Origin of the sequence: Nonomuraea antimicrobica, assembly GCF_039536965.1 — a bacterium.
Classification (GTDB): domain Bacteria; phylum Actinomycetota; class Actinomycetes; order Streptosporangiales; family Streptosporangiaceae; genus Nonomuraea; species Nonomuraea antimicrobica.
Genome location: NZ_BAAAZP010000101.1, coordinates 53,694 through 70,571, shown reverse-complemented (window position 1 = coordinate 70,571; position 16,878 = coordinate 53,694). Strand labels below are relative to the sequence as shown.

Here is a 16,878-nt window from a genome sequence, read left to right as displayed (position 1 = left end):
CTTGAGAGTGCGGTTCGTGAGTCTATGCCAGTGATGTCACAGTGTGATCGGATGGATTTGTAGCGTTACCGCCGGTCGGCGGGCTCGGATGTGCTGGGATGGCCGCGTGACCGAGCGCAAGCCGTACCCGAGCGACTTATCCGACGCCCAGTGGGCACTGATCGAGCCAGTGCTCACGGCGTGGAAGGCCGCGCACCCGTCTGTCAGCGGCCACGAGGGCAACTACGAGTTACGCGAGATCGTCAACGCCATCCGCTACCAGGGACGAACCGGCGTCCAATGGGACTATCTCCCGCACGACCTGCCACCCAAGAGCGCGACGTACTACTACTTCGGCAAGTGGCGCGATGACGGCACCGACAAGACGATCCACGACCTGCTGCGCTGGCATCTGCGCGAGAAGAAGAAACGATTAGCCGACCCGAGCCTGGTCGTGCTGGACACCCAGAGCGTCCACGTCGCGGCCGGGGTTCCCGCCTCCACGACCGGCAAGGACGCCGCGAAGCGAGTACCAGGGAGAAAACGGGGCTTGGCAGTGGACGTGCTGGGGCTGGTCATCGCCGTGGTCATGCTGGCCGCCTCGGCCCACGAGAACACCACCGGGATCGCCCTGCTGGACCGGGTCGCCGCCGGCACCGGGGGCACGGTGACCAAGGCGCTGGCCGACCAGGGGTTCAAGAACACGGTCCTCGCGCATGGCGCCAGTCTGGGGATCGACGTGGAGATCGTCGAGCGTAACCCCGCCGACAGGGGCTTCGTCCCCCAGCCCAAGAGATGGGTCGTGGAGCAGACGTACGGCATCTTGATGTTCCACCGCCGTCTGGTCCGCGACTACGAGCACCTTCCGGCCAGTTCCGAATCACGGGTGTATTGGGCGATGACCGACGTGATGTCCCGCCGCCTGACCCGTGGCACCGCCCCGCCTGAGCGGTGGACATGACCAGGTCCAACGCTCGCCAGCCCGACCCCGGCACCTGGCTCCTGGACCGGATCGACACCCGCGAGCACTTCCTGACCTGCCAGATCGAGCAGACCCAGACAGAGATCGACACGCTGACCGCGCGTCTGGGCGAACTCAGCGAGCAGGTCGAGCACCTGCGGATCAGCCGCAAGACCCTCATCTCCCTTGCCGAGGAGGACCCTGCCCCGGCCGAGCCGGCCGCAACTCCTCCCGTGATCCCCGAACACCCCGCCTACCAGCAGATCCTCACCGTCTTCGGCGAGATCGGCGGCTCCCTGCGCGCCCGCGACCTGGCCATGGACTTGCCGCTGACGCAGAACGCCATCCAGAACGTCCGCGCCAAGCTCAAACGCCTGGCAAGCCGCGGCATCCTCGTCGAGACCGAGCCGGGATTGTTCACCCAGCCACGCCGATAGCCCGAACGGTGAGCTTCCGACCAGCCGACCTATCCCAATCCCAACGACGAAAGGGACATTAGCTCGCGGAACGCACTTTCAGAAATTCTGAAGGTCTGTCGTCCGCGTCGTTCGTCTTGCGTGGATGGTGAAGACGAGGAGGTCGAGGCGGCCTGAGCCGATCGGTCCAGTCCTGGCCGGTGGCCTGGCTGCCGAGTGCGGTTCACGTACGGGCCCGGCCTGAAGGTCAGGCCGTGAGGGCGGCCTCGGCTTCCCGGTAGATGACGCTCGGGTCCTCGGACAGCCACGCCTTCACCTGGCGGCTCCAGGCGTCGGCGAGCACCTCGGACCGATGCGCTTCGATGCCGTCCAGGGCTGCCGCGACGATCGCCTCGGGGGCGGTCTTGTCGCCGTCGTACCAGGCCATCATGTCGGTGTCCGCGGCGCCCAGGTGCAGGCCCGTCACCAGGGTGCGCTGGTCGGCCAGTTCCAGGCGGACGCTGTTGGTGAGCGCCCATTCGGCGGCCTTGGCCGCGTGGTAGGCGCCCGCGCCGTTGAAGGCGAGCCAGGAGATCGCGGACAGGACGTTGAGGATCGCGCCGTCGGCCAGTTGGGGCGCGAAGGCGCGGATCACGTTGAGGGTGCCGTAGAAGTGGGTGTCCATCTCGCGGCGGATCGTGTCCAGGTCGCCGGTGATGAGGTTCGCGCCGGTGGAGATGCCTGCGTTGTTGATGACGATCTTGACGTCGGGTGCCGCGGCGGACGCGGCGGCGATCGACGCCGGGTCCGTGATGTCCAGGCGCAGCGGGATGACTCCCGGTACGTCGATGAGGTCGGGACGGCGGGCGGTGGCGTACACCTTGCCGGCGCCGCGGTCGAGGAGGGAAAGGACGAATTGCCGGCCCAGGCCCCGGTTGGCGCCGGTGACCAGCACATGTGCTCCGTTGATTTGCATGCCGGATAGGCTAAAACCTGACGTTGACGTCAGAGGCAAGTGTTGTGATGGAGGTCACGGTGCGTATCGGCGAGTTGGCGGCGCGGTCGGGCGTCAGCGTGCGGGCCTTGCGTTACTACGAGGAGCAGGAGCTGCTGGAGGCGGACCGGAGCGAGTCCGGGCAGCGTCACTATCCCGAGTCGGCGGCCGACCGCGTTCAGCTGATCCAGACGCTCTACTCCGCCGGCCTGTCCAGCCGGACCATCGCCGAACTGCTGCCCTGCGTCGATGCCAAGGTCAGCACTCCCGAATCGCGTTCCCGGCTGGCTGCCGAGCGTGATCGCATCGACGCCCAGATCGCCGCGCTGGCTCGTACTCGTGACAACCTGGACGCGGTCATCGCCTCCACCGAAAGCCCGGCCAGCGGCTGCGCGTGGATCGCGGACCGAGACGTTGCCGCGCAGGCGAGTCACTCCGCGACGCCGTGATAGCCGCGGCTCGGCTCGGGCTCGATGCCAAGAACGCGATCCGTTACGCCGAAAACGTTCGGGCACTTCCGGGGGAGCACCGGCTGAGTCGGCTCCCGCATCCAGCTCGGCGATGCTGGTGTCGTGGTCGCGGAGCATGCGCATGACGGTGGCCGGGGAGGGTGTCGGCCTTTCTCGGCGCCCTGGGTGATGACCGGGCGGGAGGCGGTCTCGCGGAGGCTGAGGTCCTGGTCGCGCAGATGCAGCGCCATGGACAGCATGTGCTCGTCGGTGACGGCGGCGCTGGCGACGGCTTTGCCGCGGGCACGGCCGGATTCATGGCCCTCCAGGGTGCGGTCGCGGATGTATTCGCGTTCCATCCCCGACAGGGCCGCGAGCACGGTGAACGCCACGCCCGAGGGATCATGGGAGCCCTGCACGTCACCGATGAGGAACTCCAGTCCGATGCCGGCGGCGCGAGGCGCGGGCGTAGCCGATACGCGCGTGCCCGGCCGGGTCGGCGCTGGCCGCGGCGGGGCGAGACAGCCGTGCTCAGGCTGTGCCCGGCTTGCGGAGGGACGGGATGGGGACGTTGAGCGCCTTGGCGAGTGCGGGCTCGAGCCGGAAGCGGGCAGTGTGGTACTGGACGACCACCTTGCCCCGGCCGGTTCGGCAGGGCGACCCGGAACGTTCCCCTTCAGGACCGCACCTAGGGTGTCCGGTGCGAGGGCCGCCTGCCGAAACCCACGTCCGTGCAGGTCAAGAGGCAGCTCGGGCGCGACATAGCCAGGACAGCGATACGACAGCCGTCCTTGGTTGACTCGGTGTGTCGCGTCGTTCCCCGTCCGAAACGGCGTCGCTTCCGCGATCGACAGGGGCTCGCCGCGACTTCACCAGGGAGATCGCGATGAATGCCACCTTGACCAGGAAGGAAAGACGTCGCATGTTTACCCGGATTCGCCGGCGAGCGCTGACCCTCGCGTTCGCCACGGGACTGCTCACGGCACAGGTCGTGACGATGGGAGCGTCCCCCGCCGCCGCCGCGCCGCAGGACTGTGAGCGGGGCGCCAACGGCTTCGTCGACATCCCCGACACCCTGCGGGGCGCGCAGGCGCCGGTGGCGCCGGTCAGCATCTTCGGACGGACCGCCACTCTCTACGTCGGCTCGGTCCGTGGCGTCACCCGCGGTTGGGCTCACCTGGGTGGGGACACCCTGTGGGGCGACAGCGTGTGGATGGACTGGACCCAGAACGGGGGCAGGACCTGGCTCCAGTGCGGTCCGTTCGAGGTGAGCTCCGGCGGTCAGACGAAGACCAGCGCGGCGCAGCGCGCCAGCTCCGACGCCAACTGGCAGTTCCGGGCCTGTCTGAGGTGGGGTCGCCACGATCCGCCGCACGTTCGCTGCACCGCTTGGTGGTGATCGCCGGATCGCGGCGAAAGTGCTGTGGCGAGCGGATCGAAGGCCCGCCCGCCGCGCTTGCCAGGGCGTGACAGCCCTCCGAGACAAGGTCGTCGATGGCGGCGCAGGCCGGAGCCCGCCTGCGCCGCGTCAGCACCCAGGGGTTCTCCTCCGCCACCCCCGGATCTCGCCGCTCATCCGGGGGGACGGACCGCCTCGGACACGTCCGCCACGCCGTCAGCCACGCGATCAGGGCCAGAGCCGCCGACGGGACCAGGCGGCTCCGGCGCGCCGGTACGGCAGGCGAGTATGACGGCGGTCGTGATCGGCGTTCCAGAACTCGACTTCCTCAGCCGTGACGGCATACAGGCTCCAGGCCGGGACGATCAGGCCAGGGCGATCAGGCCGTGGTCGGCGGCGATTCTCGCCTGAGCCCGCTCGAAGGCGTTGTCGAGATCGGCCGGGTCGTCGCGCGACCGCCTGGAGCGCTTCATGCCGTCGGCCGACTCCGCCCGGCGCGACGCTGACCGGCGCCGGGTCTGGGTCACCCACTGCATGCGCTCAGGGCTTGGTGATGAGTTCAGCGCCCCGACGCGATGTCCTGCCCGCGACGCGATGTCCGCCGCCCGGAACGCGATGACGGCCATGAAGAACATGCACCGCGCCACCACCTTCGCCTCCGTCAGTCCAGGCCCGATCGCCCGCGCCGAGCTCGACACCATGGCCAAGGCCGCCGACGAGTGCATCACGAAGATCGTCGGCATCGACACGATCGGCCCACAGGTGGTCAGGCGTCACGACACCGGTCTGCTCACCGAGATGATCGCCAACCTGGAAGCCCGACTCAACCAGCCGGCGACGACCTGACCGCGAGAGCAAACCCTGAGGCTGTGATCGTCGCCGATCACGGATCTCGGCCAGGGAGGGCAACTCGGTCCCGCGCTTGGCGGCGATCTCGGCGATGACCTCATCGAACGGCCGCCCCGATCGATCCTGGCTTGGATGTCGTCGACGGTCTCCCACATCTGCCGGCGGCCTTCGGGATGTTGCATGCTGGTGCTCACGCAACAAGTACAAACGGCTCCGGGGCCGAAAGAAGGCCCGAGCCCAATGGGAGACGGTCGTGAAGACGCGACCGAGGCTGCGGACTTCACGGTCCCGGAGGGAAGACGCCCTGGCCCGGAGTGAGGATTCCGTCGGGGTCGTAGCGTTCATGGGCCGCCTCGAAGGCGGCCCATGCGGGGCCGTAGTGGGTGAGCCACTCCTCAGGCGTGGTGGGTATGGAGCCGACCGGGTACTGGTAACCCCCGACGGCTTGGGCGCGCAGGTAGAGGGAACGGTTGGCCTCCACCATGTCCTGCGGGCTTTCGGCTCCGTGCGAGGCGGTTCTGAGCAGTGTGAAGAGGAAGACCGTCTCCTCGTCGGGTGTGCGCAGTAAGGGCAGGTGCAGGCGGGCGCGGGGGAAGGGATAGAGCAGGACCACGCCGCTGGCGCCGACCTCGGTCTCGGTCAGGTCCTTGATGGCGGCCTCCACGAAGGCGTCGGTGCGGCTCGCGGGCAGGAACATGTTCCACCAGGGGTGCGGTCGGTACCACTCGCCTGTGGACTTCAGATAGGCGACGCCCGCGGCGAGCCGGTTGAGGAAGTCGAAGTAGGACATGTCCTGGATCTGCCGGTCGCCGGGCTGGTCGCCCAGACCGTCGAGAAGCCTGGCGTCGTCGGGCGGGGTCGTACCGTTGAAGAAGGCGACCGCTTCAAGCTGGTAACTCCAGCCGGCGGAGCCGGTCGGCAGCCCGAGCTCTCCCTCCACGTAGGCGAAGCGGCCGTCGGCGACCACGCGCCGCTGGTCGGCGGTCAGCGCGGCGACGCTCGGGTAGGAGAGCAGGTAGTGGCGGACCGTCGCGGGGGCGGGCAGCAGGCGCACGGTGGCCTTGGTGATGATGCCGCACTGTCCTCTTCCAGCCAGCACCGCGCGGAAGAGGTCGGGGCGCAGCTGCGCGGAACACCTCCTCAGGCTGGCATCCCCCGTGACGACCTCCAGCTCCAGGACGTTGTCCGCCTGGGATCCGTGGTGGTGGGTCTGGCCGCCGACACCGCCCACCGAGAGCGTGCCGCCGACCGAGAGCTCCAGGTAGTCGGTGAAGACCGGAGGGGTCAGGCCGTGGGCCAGGGTCGCCTGCGCCAATCTGCTCCAGAGCGCGCCCGCCTCCACGACGGCCGTGTCCTCCCGCACCTCAACCGCGTTGAGCGGGGTCATGTCGATGATCAGACCGTCCGCGACCTGGCCCTGACCGAAGGTGGCGTGTCCCTGGCCGCGCGCGGCCACCTGCAGGCTGTGCGTCCGGCAGTACTTCATCATCAGCATGATGTCCGACACGGCGCCGGGCTCCAGCACGGCCCCGGGGGTCCGATGGACCAGGTGCCCGAAGTCGTCGGCCGCCTGGCCACGCGAGGCGGGATCGGTCACCACCTTGCCCTTCAGCGGCGGCAGGTCGACCATCCCCTGAGACTGGGCGGCGTCGGTGACCCACGTGCGCGTGGACGGGTCGAAGCCGACCACGGCCGCCCCCGCCGTGAGGAACTCCTGTCTCCACGGATGCCACGTCATACCCGATCCTTTCGCAGCCCGGTCACGTCGCGTCGATCATCGCCGACGGCACCCGGCGACGCTACCCGAACGAAACCGGATGACAGCCACAAAAGGGTTACCACGGCGCTCGTGGCGGCCGACCTGCTCCGGCGGGAGCTGGGCGGGCCGGCCACACACGTGCTTCTGGAAGAGGCACGCCTCACCCGGTCGTTGTTGCCGACCACGCCGAGACTGCTGCTGGCGGCGCTCAAATGAGCGGCGAGGAGGTGGACGCCAAGCTGCCGTCCCTGTGGCGCAACAGGGACTTCATGCTCCTGCGGATCGGGCAGGTCTGCTCGACGATCGGAGCCAGGGCGACCACGCTCGCCTACCCTCTGCTGGTCCTGGCCGTCACCGGCTCGCCGCTGGCCGCCGGGGTCGTGGGCACTCTGGTGGTCGCGCTCCTGACGGGCCGGGCCACGCTGGCGCATGTCGCGCTGGTGGCCTTCGTGGAAGGTGCCCTGTTCGTCTTCTTCCAGCTCGCGGAGTCGGCCGCGCTGCCGCACGTCGTCGACCGGTCCCAGCTACCGGCCGCGCTCGCGCAGAACCAGGCCAGGGAGTACGGCGCCGAGCTGGCGGGTCAGCCGCTGGGCGGGGTCCTGTTCGGGCTCAGCCGGATGCTGCCGTTCCTGTTCAGCACCGTGACGTACGTGGCGTCCTTCGTGCGCGTCCTGCTCGTCAGGCCGGAGTTGCAGGAGACCCGCGAGCGCACCCCACTGCGCGTGGTGGCCGACATCCGCGAGGGCGTCGCCTGGCTGCTCAGACAGCGGATGCTCAGCACCTTGGTGGTGCTCATCGGCGTCAGCGACATCGTCTTCACGCCGCTGTCGCTGGTGCTGATCGTGCGCGCGGGGGAGTTGGGGGCGTCGCCCGCGTTCATCGGTGGCGTCTTCGCCTTCCTGGGGGCGGGGGCCGTACTCGGATCGCTGGTGACGCCGTGGATCCTGCGCCGGCTGAGACCGCTACGCGCTCACCCCCGACCACCTGCAGGGCCGTACGCAAAGCGCCGCCCGTTTCGTGGCCTGAGGCACGATTCCGCTGGGCAGCCTGGTGGGTGGGCTCCTGGTGGGATCGATCGGCCCGGTCGCGACGTCGGCGGTCCTGGCGGGCGCGATGTCGCTGATCTCGATCGCCGCTACCTGCCTGCCTTCCGTCCGCCGCGCTCCGCAGGCCGACTCTCCCTGCAGCCGGCGTCATAGCAGCCCGCTCAGATGGGCCGGCGTGGGGTTCTCGAAGAGCTGTCTGATCGTCAGGGTTCGGTATCAGCGGCTCATGCCGCCGCGGACAGGAACTCCAGGCGGCGGCCCGGGTAGGCGCGCAGTGCCGCGTGCAGGTCGGCGACGCTCTCGGCGTTCGCGACGTAGTCGGGTTCCTTGTCCCTGGCCTCCTCGACGAACGGCCAGAACGTCATCGAGAACCCGTCGCGCTGCACGGGTTCGCGCGGCACGAGCGGGCTGGGCGCGATCACGGGGATCATCTGGTCGGCCAGCCACCGTGTGACATCCAGCTCGTCCTGCTGGCGGCGCGCGATGGCGGCCAGGTCGTCCGGGCGGGGCAGGACGGTGGGAATCCGGGGGACCGGCGAGGGGGCCAGGTGGACGACGACCGAGAAGACGTCGTGGAGCACCGTGGGCTCGGTAACGGTCAGGCCGAGCTCACACCCGGCCGCGACGGCTGCCTCGACGGCGGCGGAGGTGCGGTCGGCGCGCTGTTGTGGTGTCAGGAAGGTGGTCATGGATCGCTTGTTTCAGTGGATTGATGGAGGTCAAGCGATTCAGGGCGGGCCGGACCGGGTCAGCGCCTGCGGCCGGCGTCCAGTTCCAGCTGCTCGGCTTCGAAGCGCGCACGGAAGTCGCGATCGTGCGAGACCGCGACCACCGCACCTGGGTACGCCGCGAGCGCCACCTGAAGATCCTCGACCAGGTCGAGTGCGATGTGGTTGGTTGGCTCGTCGAGGACGAGGAGGTCCGCAGGCCGGGTCACCAGGGTCGCGATCTGCAGCCGCCGCTGCTGTCCCACGGACAGTGCGGTGACCGGGACGTGCAGGTCCTGTTCACGGAACAGGCCCAGGGACAGGAGCTGTCCGGCGTACTCGTCCGGCAGCCCGGGAAGCCCGGTGGCGAACGCGGCGAGCAGCGTCAGCCGCGTGGCGTGCACGGGCAGTTCCTGAGTGAGGTAGCCGATCCGGGCGGGGCGGCGCGCCGTGCCCGCGTCTGGCTGCAGGTCGCCCGCCAGGACGCGAAGCAGCGTCGTCTTGCCCGCGCCGTTCTCGCCCGTGACAAGGAGGCGCCCTCCGGGCTCGATCGCCAGGAGCCCGTCCAGGCGCAGCCGTTCCCCGACCCGTACGTTGTCGAGCTCGGCGAGTGTGCCCTGGACCGGGCCGCCGGCCGCCGACGGCAGCGCCGTCGTGAACCTGAGTGGTACCTGCGGCTCCGCCACCGGGTTGCGCCGCAGCCAATCCAGTCGCTCCCGCACCGAGCGCACCTGCCCGCCGAGCTTCGCCTCGCTGGAGCGGCGGTGCTTGCCGAAGCCCTGCTTCGGGTCGCGGCCGGTGGTGGCCAGCCTCATGCCTGCGGCCCCCAGCAGTTCCTCTGTGCGGGCCACCTCCTCGACCCAGTCCGCGTACCGCTGCTCCGCTCCGCGCCGGGCGGCGGCCTTCGCGGCGCGGTAGCCAGCCCAGCCGTCGCCGTACCGGCGCACGGTGCACTCGTCCCGGTCGACCTCGAGGATCGTGGTGGCGATGCGCTCCAGGAAGCCGCGGTCGTGGGTGACTGCGACGACGGTGCCGCGGTGTGCGCGCAGGTGTTCCTCCAGCCAGCGCACGGCCGCCGCGTCGAGGTGGTTCGTCGGTTCGTCCAAGAGCAGCAGTTCGGGAGCGGCGGCCAGGACGCAGGCGAGCGCGAGGCGCGACTGCTCGCCGCCGGACAGTGAGCTGAGCAGGCGCTCCCGGGTGATCCGGGCCAGCCCGAGCCCGTGCATGGCGGCATCCACATGGGCGTCCGCCTCGTATCCGCCGCGTTCCTCGTAAGCGATCAACAGCTCGCCGTACGCGGCAAGCTCCTCGTCCGACGCGTCGGCGAGGGACTCCTCTGCGGCACGGAGCCTTCGCTCCATATCGCGCATTTCGGTCAGAGCAAGGTCGACGGCGTCCTGCACGGTGCAGTCCGCGTCGAGGTCGAGGGTCTGGGCAAGGTGGCCGGTTCCGCCGGGAAAGCGGACGGTGACCTCCCCGGCGTCCGGCGTCTCGGCCGTGGCGAGCAGCCGCAGCAAGGTGGACTTGCCGGAGCCGTTCTCACCAATGACGGCGGCCTTCTCGCCCGGCCGGACGGTGAAGGAGATCTGGTCGAGGATGGTCCGGGTGCCATACGACTTGGTGACGGACTTGACAGACAGCTGCGCCGCAGCGGGGACGGTGGTGGGCAGGGCGGTATGAGCGCGGTCGCGCATAGGACTTTCCCTAGGCATACGAAGGGTCTACGGGCAGCAGAAACGGCGGCAGGGGCCGTGCCCGGACTCAGACGAAGAAAAGGAAAGCCATGGCCCCACAATAACAAGACGAATCGTCTCGCTCCAATTCGTGCGGGACACGAAGTCCGTGATCCGCAGCACCCCGCTCATCCTGGGACGGTGAGGCATGGGAAGTCACTCATCGGTGCTCTGCGCTCGGCCGGGCCGTATCCGCGAAGGTCCGCGGGCGGGGCACGGCAGCGGTCGTCTCCAGGTTGAGGCGCGTGTTCATGTCCAGGCGGAAGGTGCCGTACGGGTTGACGTTGGACCAGAACAGCGCGGTCAGACCGCGCCGGTCTTCATCCGAGAGCTTCTTCGCCCACGCCGGTTCGGCCGATACCTGCTGCACCGGCAGAGTGTTTACGTGCACGAGCGTCCCAGGCCGTCAGATGCCGGTCAGGGTCGGTTTCCTGGTGCGCGAACTGGTTGATCAGGTCGGTGAGAGCTTGCCGGTGCTGCCCTGGGAGGCCCCGCAGGAGCGCGATCACCGGCTCGAGCATCTCCATGGTGGCCTCGGGCGTGATGGTGTCGTCGTCGCTGAGGTCCAGCCCGCTGCCGGCTCGACCACACGTGCGATCGCGGTCACCTGCACCTGCTGCCAGTGCACCTACGACGAGGACGAAGGCGGGCTGACGCACTTCGCCGACATGGCGGAGGCGGAGAAGGCGCTCGCCAACTTCTGGAGTTTCGCCGGCGGCCAGGCGGAGCGAGGCGACCATGGCTGAGACTCCCACCACGGCCAGGCTGTCTGAGGTCAAGGCCATCGGCGCGTTGCTGGAGCGTCCGCCTCACGCCACCCCGGCGGAGGTGCTGGAGCTGGGCCGTAGCTGCCCGCACCGCCACGTCGCCAACCAGGCCGACCGCCTCCACACCCGCCTTGCGGCGGTCAGCGGGAAGCGGCCCGCCGACCGGTGGATGGCCGAAGGTCCAGGAGGTCAGAACAATGGGTAAGGAGTGCCGAAGGCCTGTACGCGATGGATGCTCAGTGGGAGTCATCGCCGGAAGTCACCAAAGATCTGTCCGGCGTAGGGCTGCGGTCGGGCTGAACCTTGCTTTTGGCCTCTGGCCCGAGGTCCTCTCCAGCAGGCGCGGTGGGAGCGCAAGCCCCCTGTCGGGTCCGCATGTCCGTGGCGATCTCTAGCATGCTGCCTCAGAGATTGTCCGTGCCGATAGGGGACCCACCGTGGAGCGTCAGTTCGTGAGGATTGTCGATGGCCCGTTCGCTGGCTTTGATGCAGAGATCGTCTCTGTGGACGGGGACAGGTTGACAGCGCGTGTGACGGTATTCGGCCGGCCAACAGCGGTGGAACTCCATCGGGACCAACTGGAGCATCCCGAGGACATACCTGCGCTGTGGTCCAGCGAGGCGGAGGCCGACGGGGAGGTCCATGCGGGGCTGCGGGAGCGGATAGCGGCGCAATACGACGACCTCGGGTATGGGGAGAAGTTCGAGTTCTTTCTCGAGCGCGTCGATCTTCCCGAGGAGGATCTGGCCCAGGAGTGGGACGCTTACACCGCGTTGTGTGCCGAGGTTGACGCCCATGTGCAGCGGCACAGGGCGGTGGCGTTGCGCGCGTTCGATCAGGAGATCGCTCCCCTGCCGGCCGGTGAGGCGAGAAGGCGGGTGGCGGCCGACTCCGGCCGCTGGCTGCCGGTTGAGGCTGCCCGGGAAGAGCGCCGGTTGCGGTACTCGGGCATCGACCGCTCCACTGCCGAGGAACGGTTGCCGGCAACGATATCCGGGCATCCCGATCCGCCGCCGACGCTGTGGGAACGGGCCCACCGTCGGCGGGCCGCATCGCGTTCCGCCGCCGACCTGCGTGACTACGCGGTCTGGAAGGCGGCCAACCGAGCACAGGAACAATACGAGCAGGTGAGGTCGGCCGCCGTGGCCCAGGTGGAGCATGAGCGCGCCGCGATCGAGGAACGCCTTGCCCGCGACTGGGGATTCCGGCTGCCCGACCCGATCTTCCGGTTTAGGGCCTTCCTGCTGTCCCTGGGCCCGACCGAAAAGCAGGCCCTCGACGATCTGGAACTGTCCCCGTTCGGGATCATGGACCTGTTCGATGATCCCGAACGCAGTTCCCGGGCCGGCATCGATGTGCGAGTACACGGTCGCTACTACCGCGACCCGCCCGAGTTCCTCACGTTCATGCACGGCGGCTCCGACGGGCTGCATTTCGGGCTCTGGTACGACGACGGCCTCACCTGCACCGGCGTTGCCTCCTACTACAACAACGACGGTGGCGGCGTGGGCCTCCCATCGCGTACCCCTCTTGAGGCCGTCCGGGACACGCTCGAATGGGGATGGCGCCACCTCGGAGATCGGGATGATGAGCCGGCCGATCCCATGGACCCTGAGGTGGTCGTACGACGGCACCGGCTACGGCTGCTGCGCGAGGTCCTGATGACCTTCGAGACCGGCGACCGCGGCGAACAGGGCGAGGACTATCACGACGCCTACAGAGCCTCCCCGGACCTGCTCGAGCACGGAGGTCCGGATCGGCTCGAGACCCTGGACGGCGGCGGCGCGCTCGTCGACGGTGACACCGCGATTGAGCGCGGCCGACAGAGACCATGGAACGACTACGACTTCTGCACAGCCCTGCGCAAGGAGTTGACCTACGACCCAGCCGTCCGGGAAGCCCACATCACCGAGGCACGGCGCCGCAACGCCGCCGGATACCCCGCCGACGCTCTCACTCTCGGCCGTGACCTGCACTGGATCAGCGCAGGAGACCCCGAACTCGAATGCCATGCAAACGAGCTACTCACCATGGCCTACCGCGCCTTGGGACGCGACAACCTCGCTGCGATCGCCCAAGCCCACCACCGCCACCGCAATCTCCCTCAGGTGCACGTCCTCGAAGTGACCTGACGCGCTCACCACCATCGCACTCCAGACCTGGACAGCAGGGCCGTCGGTGAGGCACCGCCGCCAGAGGGCAGCCCACGGCTCGGGCCAGGCCACAAACTCGGCCCCCGCGACGGCCCGCGGGTGCTATGGGTCAAGCAGGTCGTCCACGACGTCATCGAACGCCTCGCGCGGCACGGCGGGATCGGCCTCGTTCCGCTCCTCCATCGACTTGTACGGCGCCGGCCCGTCCGTGGAGCCGACGATCAGGCGGGTCACGGTCGATTCCTCCGGCTTGACGCATGCCTATATCGGAATATGATGGCTGCCATGGCACGAGCAGCGACGACGTCGGACGTCTTCAACGCGATCGCCGAGCCGCAGCGCCGGGAGATCCTGGCGCTGCTGCGGGCGGGTGAGCGGCCGGTGACCGAGGTGGCCCAGGAGCTGGGGATGACCCAGCCGGGGGCGTCCAAGCACCTGCGGGTGCTCCGGGAGGTGGGGCTGGTGCGGGACCGCAAGGCAGGCAAGCAGCGCCTGTACGGCCTGGACGCCCGCGGGCTGCGACCGGTCCACGAGTGGACCGGCGGGTTCGAGCAGTTCTGGAACGAGAGCTTCGACCGGCTGGACGCGTACGTGCAGGACCTCAAGCAGGCAAGACAGGAAAGAAGTAACTGATGAGCGAGACGGGACAAGGAGCGCCGGCGCAGTCCGCGACGGCCGACCGCGAGATTGTGATCTCCAGGGTCATCGACGCCCCACGAGAGCTGGTGTTCGAGGCGTTCACCGAGGTACGGCACCTGTCGCGGTGGTGGGGGCCGGAGGGGTTCACCACCACCACGCGGGCGTTCGAGTTCCGCGTCGGCGGGGAGTGGGACTTCGTGATGCACGGGCCGGACGGGACGGACTACCAGGAGTGGATCAGGTGGACCGAGATCGTCCCGCCGGAGGGGATCGCACTGCTGCACGGCGAATACCGCGGCGACCCGAACGCCTTCGAGTCGGTCCTCGCGTTCGCGCCCGACGGGGTGGCGACCCGGATCGAGATGCGCACGGTGTTCCCCACCAAGGAGCTGCGCGACGAAGCGGTCGAGAAATACCACGCGATCGAGGGCGGCCGGCAGACCCTGGGCAACCTGGCTACCTACGTCACCGAGATCGTTCGGAAGGGAGTTGAGGGCTGATGGCCGGGAAGGTGTTCTTCAGCGTGTCGATGTCGCTGGACGGTTTCATCGCACCCGAGTCCTCCGAGGATTTGATGGGGCGGCAGTGGATGGAACTGCAGCGGTGGATATTCCCGCTGCGGTTCTTCCGGGAGAACCTGAAGCTCGGCGGGGGCGGCGAGGAGGGCCGCGACAACGACATCGCGCGGGAGACGTTCGAGCGCACCGGCGCGAGCGTGATGGGCAAGCGTATGTTCGACGCCGGCGAGCAGATGTGGCCGGAGGAGGCGCCGTTCCACACGCCAGTGTTCGTCGTGACGCACGAGAAGCGTGACCCCTGGGAGCGGCCGGGTGGGACCACCTTCCACTTCGTCAACGACGGCATCGAGACCGCGCTCGACCAGGCCCGCGAGGCCGCCGGCGACCGCGACGTCCGCATCGCGGGCGGCGGCGCGACGATCCTGGAGTACGTGAACGCCGGCCTGGTCGACGAGTTCTCGATCGCGCTCTCGCCCGTGCTGTTCGGCTCCGGAATCCGCCTGTTCGAGGGCGTGGACGCGGGCCGCGTGGCCCTGGAGCCGGTCCGCGCGGAGCCGACGCAGCGGGTGACCCACCTGACCTACGCGGTCCGGGAGCGGTAACTGTCTCGACCTCAGCGCTTCCCCGCAGAGGTCAGCAGCGCGGTGAGATCCTCGACGCTCTGAGAGTCAGGGCCCTCCCCGCTCCCGAACATGTCCCCGGCCGCTGAGTAGCTCCCTCGTGACTACGCGGGCTCGCCGTATTCGGCGACGTCTGCCGCGTTGCTCTCCGCGCGGAACAGGTCGGTCACCTGTTCGTACTCGAACTCGTGGCCGCCTGAGCGGTCGTCCTCGCTGGCGGTGGCTGTCGTACCCGCGGCGGGGTGGTAGCCCGCGCCGTTGCGGAGGGCCTGGGTGTACTTGGTGCTCTGGCGCGCGGCCTCGCGGGCGCGCTGGGCGGTGGTGCGCAGCATCCCACTGGCCGACGGTCCGCGGCCGATACGCTTGGAGTCCGGTGATCTAGCAACTTCGCCACTGTTTCTGGAAGGGCTGATGATGGCCGACGAACCCGTCGTCGAGGACAAACTCCGGTCGCACGTGCCGCACACGGCACGGATCTGGAATTACTGGCTGGGCGGCAAAGACCATTTTCCGGCGGATCGCGAGGTCGGGGACCGGGTTCAGAAGATCTTTCCCGTGGTGATCGAGCTGGCACGGGCCGACCGGCTGTTCCTGGGGCGGGCTGTGCGGTACCTGGCGGCCGAGGCGGGGATCCGGCAGTTTCTTGACATCGGCACAGGGCTACCGTCCCAGGACAACACCCACGAGGTCGCGCAGCGGGTGGCCCCAGAGTCGCGGATCGTGTACGTCGACAACGATCCGCTGGTACTGGTGCACGCACGAGCCCTCCTGACCAGCTCTGCGGAAGGTGCCACCGACTATCTCGACGCCGACCTGCATGACCCGGAGATCATCCTGCGGGAGGCGGCCAAGACGCTGGACTTCTCCCAGCCGGTGGCGATCATGCTGCTGGGCGTCATGCATTTCATCAGCGACGACGACGAACTGCAGCGCATCATCGACCGGCTACTGACCGCCGTGCCGTCCGGAAGCTACGTGGCAGTGGCCAACACCACCACAGCGGTCAACGGCGAGGCCACCGCCGAAGCGGTCCGCGTATGGAATATCGACGCTCAGCCGAAACTGAAGCTGCGGACCCCGGAGCGGATCGCCGAGTTCTTCGACGGCCTTGAGGTGGTGGAACCAGGCTGGGTCTCGTGCTCACGGTGGCGCACCGAGCCAGAGTACGACGGCAGCCTGCCGGTCGAGGTCGACCAGTGGTGCGGGGTCGCACGCAAGCCATAGAGGCCACAGGCCGGAGCGTTGTACGCAGCAGGTGCCGAGGCCGCCGCGCCTGACTGCACCGTTCCTCATTGCCAAGACGTGTCCAACCGCGGGGGAGCGACGTGGTACCAGCCGCCATATAGGTCCTGACCAGGGATATCAGCTTCCTGCTTCCAGCTTGGCTTGCGCGGCCCGACCCGTTCGGCCAACCTGCGGCACGCCGCCGCGGAAATGGGGGTCGCGCGGCTGATGGCTACGACACAGTGCAGGAGTGACAGAGAGTAGCGATTCGCGTCGCCCTGCACAGATCTCGTACATCCGGGTGATCGATCGTCGAGACGATCCGCCGACATGGCGATGCGGTCAACCTCATCGGCTATGCGACGTCCATCTACAACGGCGAGTACCGCGGCGAGGTGTCGGTCCACTATGGCCTTGAGGGGCACCTGCAGGTGCCCTGGTCCGAGGCTTGCTGGTTGGCGCCCCAGCGAGCACCGTGATCCTGATCGGCAGCCCGGCGAACTCGCTCACCAGAACCCGCTGGGCGTCCGGCGGGAGGAGATTGTGCCCGAGCCGGACCGGGTGGCCGACTGGATTCAGCACCTCATCGAGCCGACGCGGCCGTTCAGCCCCAAGCCGGGCCGACCTGTCCCGGTGTCAGCCGCGATGAGATGCTCAGGCGGCTGCGCGCCTACGACGACCATCCG

Annotated in this window: 23 protein-coding genes and 2 pseudogenes; 14 read left to right on the top strand and 11 right to left on the bottom strand. The window is 68.7% G+C overall.

Translation table 11 applies throughout. From position 1 onward, the window contains the following. Positions 1–106: 106 nt before the first annotated feature. Positions 107–940: an IS5 family transposase gene (locus ABD844_RS28215; RefSeq protein WP_344884430.1), complete on the top strand. Its 834-nt coding sequence runs from the start codon at positions 107–109 to the stop codon at positions 938–940. Beyond that, positions 937–1,377, top strand: a complete 441-nt coding sequence (locus ABD844_RS28210; protein ID WP_344884427.1) for a hypothetical protein — start codon at positions 937–939, stop codon at positions 1,375–1,377. Before ABD844_RS28215 ends, ABD844_RS28210 begins: the two co-directional genes overlap by 4 nt. A gap of 226 nt (positions 1,378–1,603) precedes the next feature. Here the strand turns inward: ABD844_RS28210 and ABD844_RS28205 are convergent, their stop codons facing one another. Continuing rightward, the gene (locus tag ABD844_RS28205; RefSeq protein WP_344884424.1) at positions 1,604–2,311 is read right to left on the bottom strand and encodes an SDR family oxidoreductase; all 708 of its coding nucleotides are present in this window, start codon (positions 2,309–2,311) and stop codon (positions 1,604–1,606) included. Positions 2,312–2,370: 59 nt separating this feature from the next. On the opposite strand from ABD844_RS28205, the gene ABD844_RS28200 reads away from it, so the two are divergent. Continuing rightward, a complete protein-coding gene (locus ABD844_RS28200; RefSeq protein ID WP_344884421.1) occupies positions 2,371–2,778 on the top strand; it encodes a MerR family transcriptional regulator in 408 nt (135 codons plus the stop codon). Here the strand turns inward: ABD844_RS28200 and ABD844_RS28195 are convergent. Next, positions 2,760–3,170, bottom strand: coding sequence for a recombinase family protein (locus ABD844_RS28195; protein WP_344884418.1), 411 nt, complete (start codon positions 3,168–3,170; stop codon positions 2,760–2,762). The two genes, ABD844_RS28200 and ABD844_RS28195, sit on opposite strands and share 19 nt — an antisense overlap. Positions 3,171–3,309: 139 nt before the next feature. After that, a pseudogene (locus ABD844_RS53290) lies at positions 3,310–3,429 on the bottom strand (hypothetical protein); the annotation flags it as partial. Positions 3,430–3,700: 271 nt separating this feature from the next. On the opposite strand from ABD844_RS53290, the gene ABD844_RS28190 reads away from it, so the two are divergent. Continuing rightward, on the top strand, positions 3,701–4,177 hold the full coding sequence (locus ABD844_RS28190) for a hypothetical protein (protein WP_344884415.1): 477 nt from the start codon (positions 3,701–3,703) through the stop codon (positions 4,175–4,177). A gap of 228 nt (positions 4,178–4,405) precedes the next feature. Here the strand turns inward: ABD844_RS28190 and ABD844_RS28185 are convergent, their stop codons facing one another. Both ABD844_RS28185 and ABD844_RS28180 read right to left on the bottom strand, forming a co-directional pair. Then, the gene (locus ABD844_RS28185) at positions 4,406–4,525 is read right to left on the bottom strand and encodes a pyridoxine 5'-phosphate oxidase C-terminal domain-containing protein (protein WP_344884712.1); all 120 of its coding nucleotides are present in this window, start codon (positions 4,523–4,525) and stop codon (positions 4,406–4,408) included. Between the two features lie 17 nt (positions 4,526–4,542). Continuing rightward, a complete protein-coding gene (locus ABD844_RS28180) occupies positions 4,543–4,812 on the bottom strand; it encodes a hypothetical protein (protein WP_344884722.1) in 270 nt (89 codons plus the stop codon). Here ABD844_RS28180 and ABD844_RS28175 point away from each other — a divergent pair. After that, positions 4,802–5,023: a hypothetical protein gene (locus ABD844_RS28175; RefSeq protein WP_344884412.1), complete on the top strand. Its 222-nt coding sequence runs from the start codon at positions 4,802–4,804 to the stop codon at positions 5,021–5,023. The two genes, ABD844_RS28180 and ABD844_RS28175, sit on opposite strands and share 11 nt — an antisense overlap. 283 nt (positions 5,024–5,306) lie before the next feature. Here ABD844_RS28175 and ABD844_RS28170 read toward each other — a convergent pair whose 3' ends face one another. Then, a complete protein-coding gene (locus ABD844_RS28170; RefSeq protein ID WP_344884409.1) occupies positions 5,307–6,764 on the bottom strand; it encodes an FAD-binding protein in 1,458 nt (485 codons plus the stop codon). A gap of 111 nt (positions 6,765–6,875) precedes the next feature. Between ABD844_RS28170 and ABD844_RS28165 the strand changes: the two genes are divergently transcribed. Then, positions 6,876–7,001, top strand: a complete 126-nt coding sequence (locus tag ABD844_RS28165) for a hypothetical protein (RefSeq protein WP_344884406.1) — start codon at positions 6,876–6,878, stop codon at positions 6,999–7,001. Continuing rightward, positions 6,998–7,984 (top strand): MFS transporter, encoded by a 987-nt coding sequence (locus ABD844_RS28160; RefSeq protein ID WP_344884403.1) that lies wholly within the window; start codon positions 6,998–7,000, stop codon positions 7,982–7,984. The genes ABD844_RS28165 and ABD844_RS28160 overlap by 4 nt, the downstream gene beginning before the upstream one ends. Positions 7,985–8,061: 77 nt before the next feature. On the opposite strand, the pseudogene ABD844_RS28155 reads toward ABD844_RS28160, so the two are convergent. The 3 genes and pseudogenes from ABD844_RS28155 to ABD844_RS28145 form a co-directional block, all read right to left on the bottom strand. Beyond that, a pseudogene (locus ABD844_RS28155) lies at positions 8,062–8,520 on the bottom strand (aminoglycoside phosphotransferase family protein); the annotation flags it as partial. Positions 8,521–8,579: 59 nt separating this feature from the next. Further along, entirely contained in the window at positions 8,580–10,232 is a 1,653-nt protein-coding gene (gene abc-f, locus ABD844_RS28150; RefSeq protein ID WP_344884400.1) for a ribosomal protection-like ABC-F family protein, read from the bottom strand. 199 nt (positions 10,233–10,431) lie between these two features. Next, the gene (locus ABD844_RS28145) at positions 10,432–10,641 is read right to left on the bottom strand and encodes a hypothetical protein (RefSeq protein ID WP_344884397.1); all 210 of its coding nucleotides are present in this window, start codon (positions 10,639–10,641) and stop codon (positions 10,432–10,434) included. A gap of 40 nt (positions 10,642–10,681) precedes the next feature. On the opposite strand from ABD844_RS28145, the gene ABD844_RS28140 reads away from it, so the two are divergent. The 3 genes from ABD844_RS28140 (at position 10,682) to ABD844_RS28130 (ending at position 13,170) form a co-directional block, all read left to right on the top strand. Continuing rightward, entirely contained in the window at positions 10,682–11,017 is a 336-nt protein-coding gene (locus ABD844_RS28140; protein WP_344884394.1) for a hypothetical protein, read from the top strand. Next, positions 11,010–11,243, top strand: coding sequence for a hypothetical protein (locus ABD844_RS28135; RefSeq protein WP_344884391.1), 234 nt, complete (start codon positions 11,010–11,012; stop codon positions 11,241–11,243). Before ABD844_RS28140 ends, ABD844_RS28135 begins: the two co-directional genes overlap by 8 nt. A 232-nt stretch (positions 11,244–11,475) precedes the next feature. Beyond that, positions 11,476–13,170, top strand: a complete 1,695-nt coding sequence (locus ABD844_RS28130) for a KOW motif-containing protein (protein ID WP_344884388.1) — start codon at positions 11,476–11,478, stop codon at positions 13,168–13,170. A 123-nt stretch (positions 13,171–13,293) separates the two neighbouring features. On the opposite strand, the gene ABD844_RS28125 is transcribed toward ABD844_RS28130, so the two are convergent. Continuing rightward, complete coding sequence (locus tag ABD844_RS28125; protein WP_344884386.1) at positions 13,294–13,425, bottom strand: hypothetical protein; 132 nt, start codon at positions 13,423–13,425, stop codon at positions 13,294–13,296. A gap of 51 nt (positions 13,426–13,476) precedes the next feature. Between ABD844_RS28125 and ABD844_RS28120 the strand changes: the two genes are divergently transcribed. Genes ABD844_RS28120 through ABD844_RS28110 form a run of 3 tightly spaced genes read left to right on the top strand, consistent with a single transcriptional unit; the run spans position 13,477 to position 14,950 of the window. Continuing rightward, positions 13,477–13,824 carry an ArsR/SmtB family transcription factor gene (locus tag ABD844_RS28120; RefSeq protein ID WP_344884384.1) on the top strand — a complete coding sequence of 116 codons (348 nt, stop codon included), beginning with the start codon at positions 13,477–13,479 and terminating at the stop codon, positions 13,822–13,824. Beyond that, the gene (locus ABD844_RS28115; RefSeq protein WP_344884381.1) at positions 13,824–14,330 is read left to right on the top strand and encodes an SRPBCC family protein; all 507 of its coding nucleotides are present in this window, start codon (positions 13,824–13,826) and stop codon (positions 14,328–14,330) included. The genes ABD844_RS28120 and ABD844_RS28115 overlap by 1 nt, the downstream gene beginning before the upstream one ends. Next, complete coding sequence (locus ABD844_RS28110) at positions 14,330–14,950, top strand: dihydrofolate reductase family protein (RefSeq protein ID WP_344884378.1); 621 nt, start codon at positions 14,330–14,332, stop codon at positions 14,948–14,950. Before ABD844_RS28115 ends, ABD844_RS28110 begins: the two co-directional genes overlap by 1 nt. A gap of 122 nt (positions 14,951–15,072) precedes the next feature. Here the strand turns inward: ABD844_RS28110 and ABD844_RS28105 are convergent, their stop codons facing one another. Then, positions 15,073–15,300, bottom strand: coding sequence for a hypothetical protein (locus tag ABD844_RS28105; RefSeq protein ID WP_344884375.1), 228 nt, complete (start codon positions 15,298–15,300; stop codon positions 15,073–15,075). A gap of 82 nt (positions 15,301–15,382) precedes the next feature. Here ABD844_RS28105 and ABD844_RS28100 point away from each other — a divergent pair, with 82 nt between their 5' ends. Next, complete coding sequence (locus ABD844_RS28100; protein ID WP_425568677.1) at positions 15,383–16,192, top strand: SAM-dependent methyltransferase; 810 nt, start codon at positions 15,383–15,385, stop codon at positions 16,190–16,192. The last annotated feature ends 686 nt before the right edge of the window (positions 16,193–16,878 follow it).

What these genes read in the sequence shown, in the direction of transcription:
- ABD844_RS28180 (WP_344884722.1), bottom strand. Translation starts at nt 4,812, where the DNA reads ATGTTCTTCATGGCCGTCATCGCGTTCCGGGCGGCGGACATCGCGTCG.
- ABD844_RS28160 (WP_344884403.1), top strand. Translation starts at nt 6,998, where the DNA reads ATGAGCGGCGAGGAGGTGGACGCCAAGCTGCCGTCCCTGTGGCGCAAC.
- ABD844_RS28140 (WP_344884394.1), top strand. Translation starts at nt 10,682, where the DNA reads ATGCCGGTCAGGGTCGGTTTCCTGGTGCGCGAACTGGTTGATCAGGTC.
- ABD844_RS28105 (WP_344884375.1), bottom strand. Translation starts at nt 15,300, where the DNA reads ATGCTGCGCACCACCGCCCAGCGCGCCCGCGAGGCCGCGCGCCAGAGC.
- ABD844_RS28175 (WP_344884412.1), top strand. Translation starts at nt 4,802, where the DNA reads ATGAAGAACATGCACCGCGCCACCACCTTCGCCTCCGTCAGTCCAGGC.
- ABD844_RS28110 (WP_344884378.1), top strand. Translation starts at nt 14,330, where the DNA reads ATGGCCGGGAAGGTGTTCTTCAGCGTGTCGATGTCGCTGGACGGTTTC.
- ABD844_RS28190 (WP_344884415.1), top strand. Translation starts at nt 3,701, where the DNA reads ATGTTTACCCGGATTCGCCGGCGAGCGCTGACCCTCGCGTTCGCCACG.
- ABD844_RS28170 (WP_344884409.1), bottom strand. Translation starts at nt 6,764, where the DNA reads ATGACGTGGCATCCGTGGAGACAGGAGTTCCTCACGGCGGGGGCGGCC.
- ABD844_RS28205 (WP_344884424.1), bottom strand. Translation starts at nt 2,311, where the DNA reads ATGCAAATCAACGGAGCACATGTGCTGGTCACCGGCGCCAACCGGGGC.
- ABD844_RS28135 (WP_344884391.1), top strand. Translation starts at nt 11,010, where the DNA reads ATGGCTGAGACTCCCACCACGGCCAGGCTGTCTGAGGTCAAGGCCATC.
- ABD844_RS28115 (WP_344884381.1), top strand. Translation starts at nt 13,824, where the DNA reads ATGAGCGAGACGGGACAAGGAGCGCCGGCGCAGTCCGCGACGGCCGAC.
- ABD844_RS28100 (WP_425568677.1), top strand. Translation starts at nt 15,383, where the DNA reads ATGGCCGACGAACCCGTCGTCGAGGACAAACTCCGGTCGCACGTGCCG.
- abc-f (WP_344884400.1), bottom strand. Translation starts at nt 10,232, where the DNA reads ATGCGCGACCGCGCTCATACCGCCCTGCCCACCACCGTCCCCGCTGCG.
- ABD844_RS28120 (WP_344884384.1), top strand. Translation starts at nt 13,477, where the DNA reads ATGGCACGAGCAGCGACGACGTCGGACGTCTTCAACGCGATCGCCGAG.
- ABD844_RS28210 (WP_344884427.1), top strand. Translation starts at nt 937, where the DNA reads ATGACCAGGTCCAACGCTCGCCAGCCCGACCCCGGCACCTGGCTCCTG.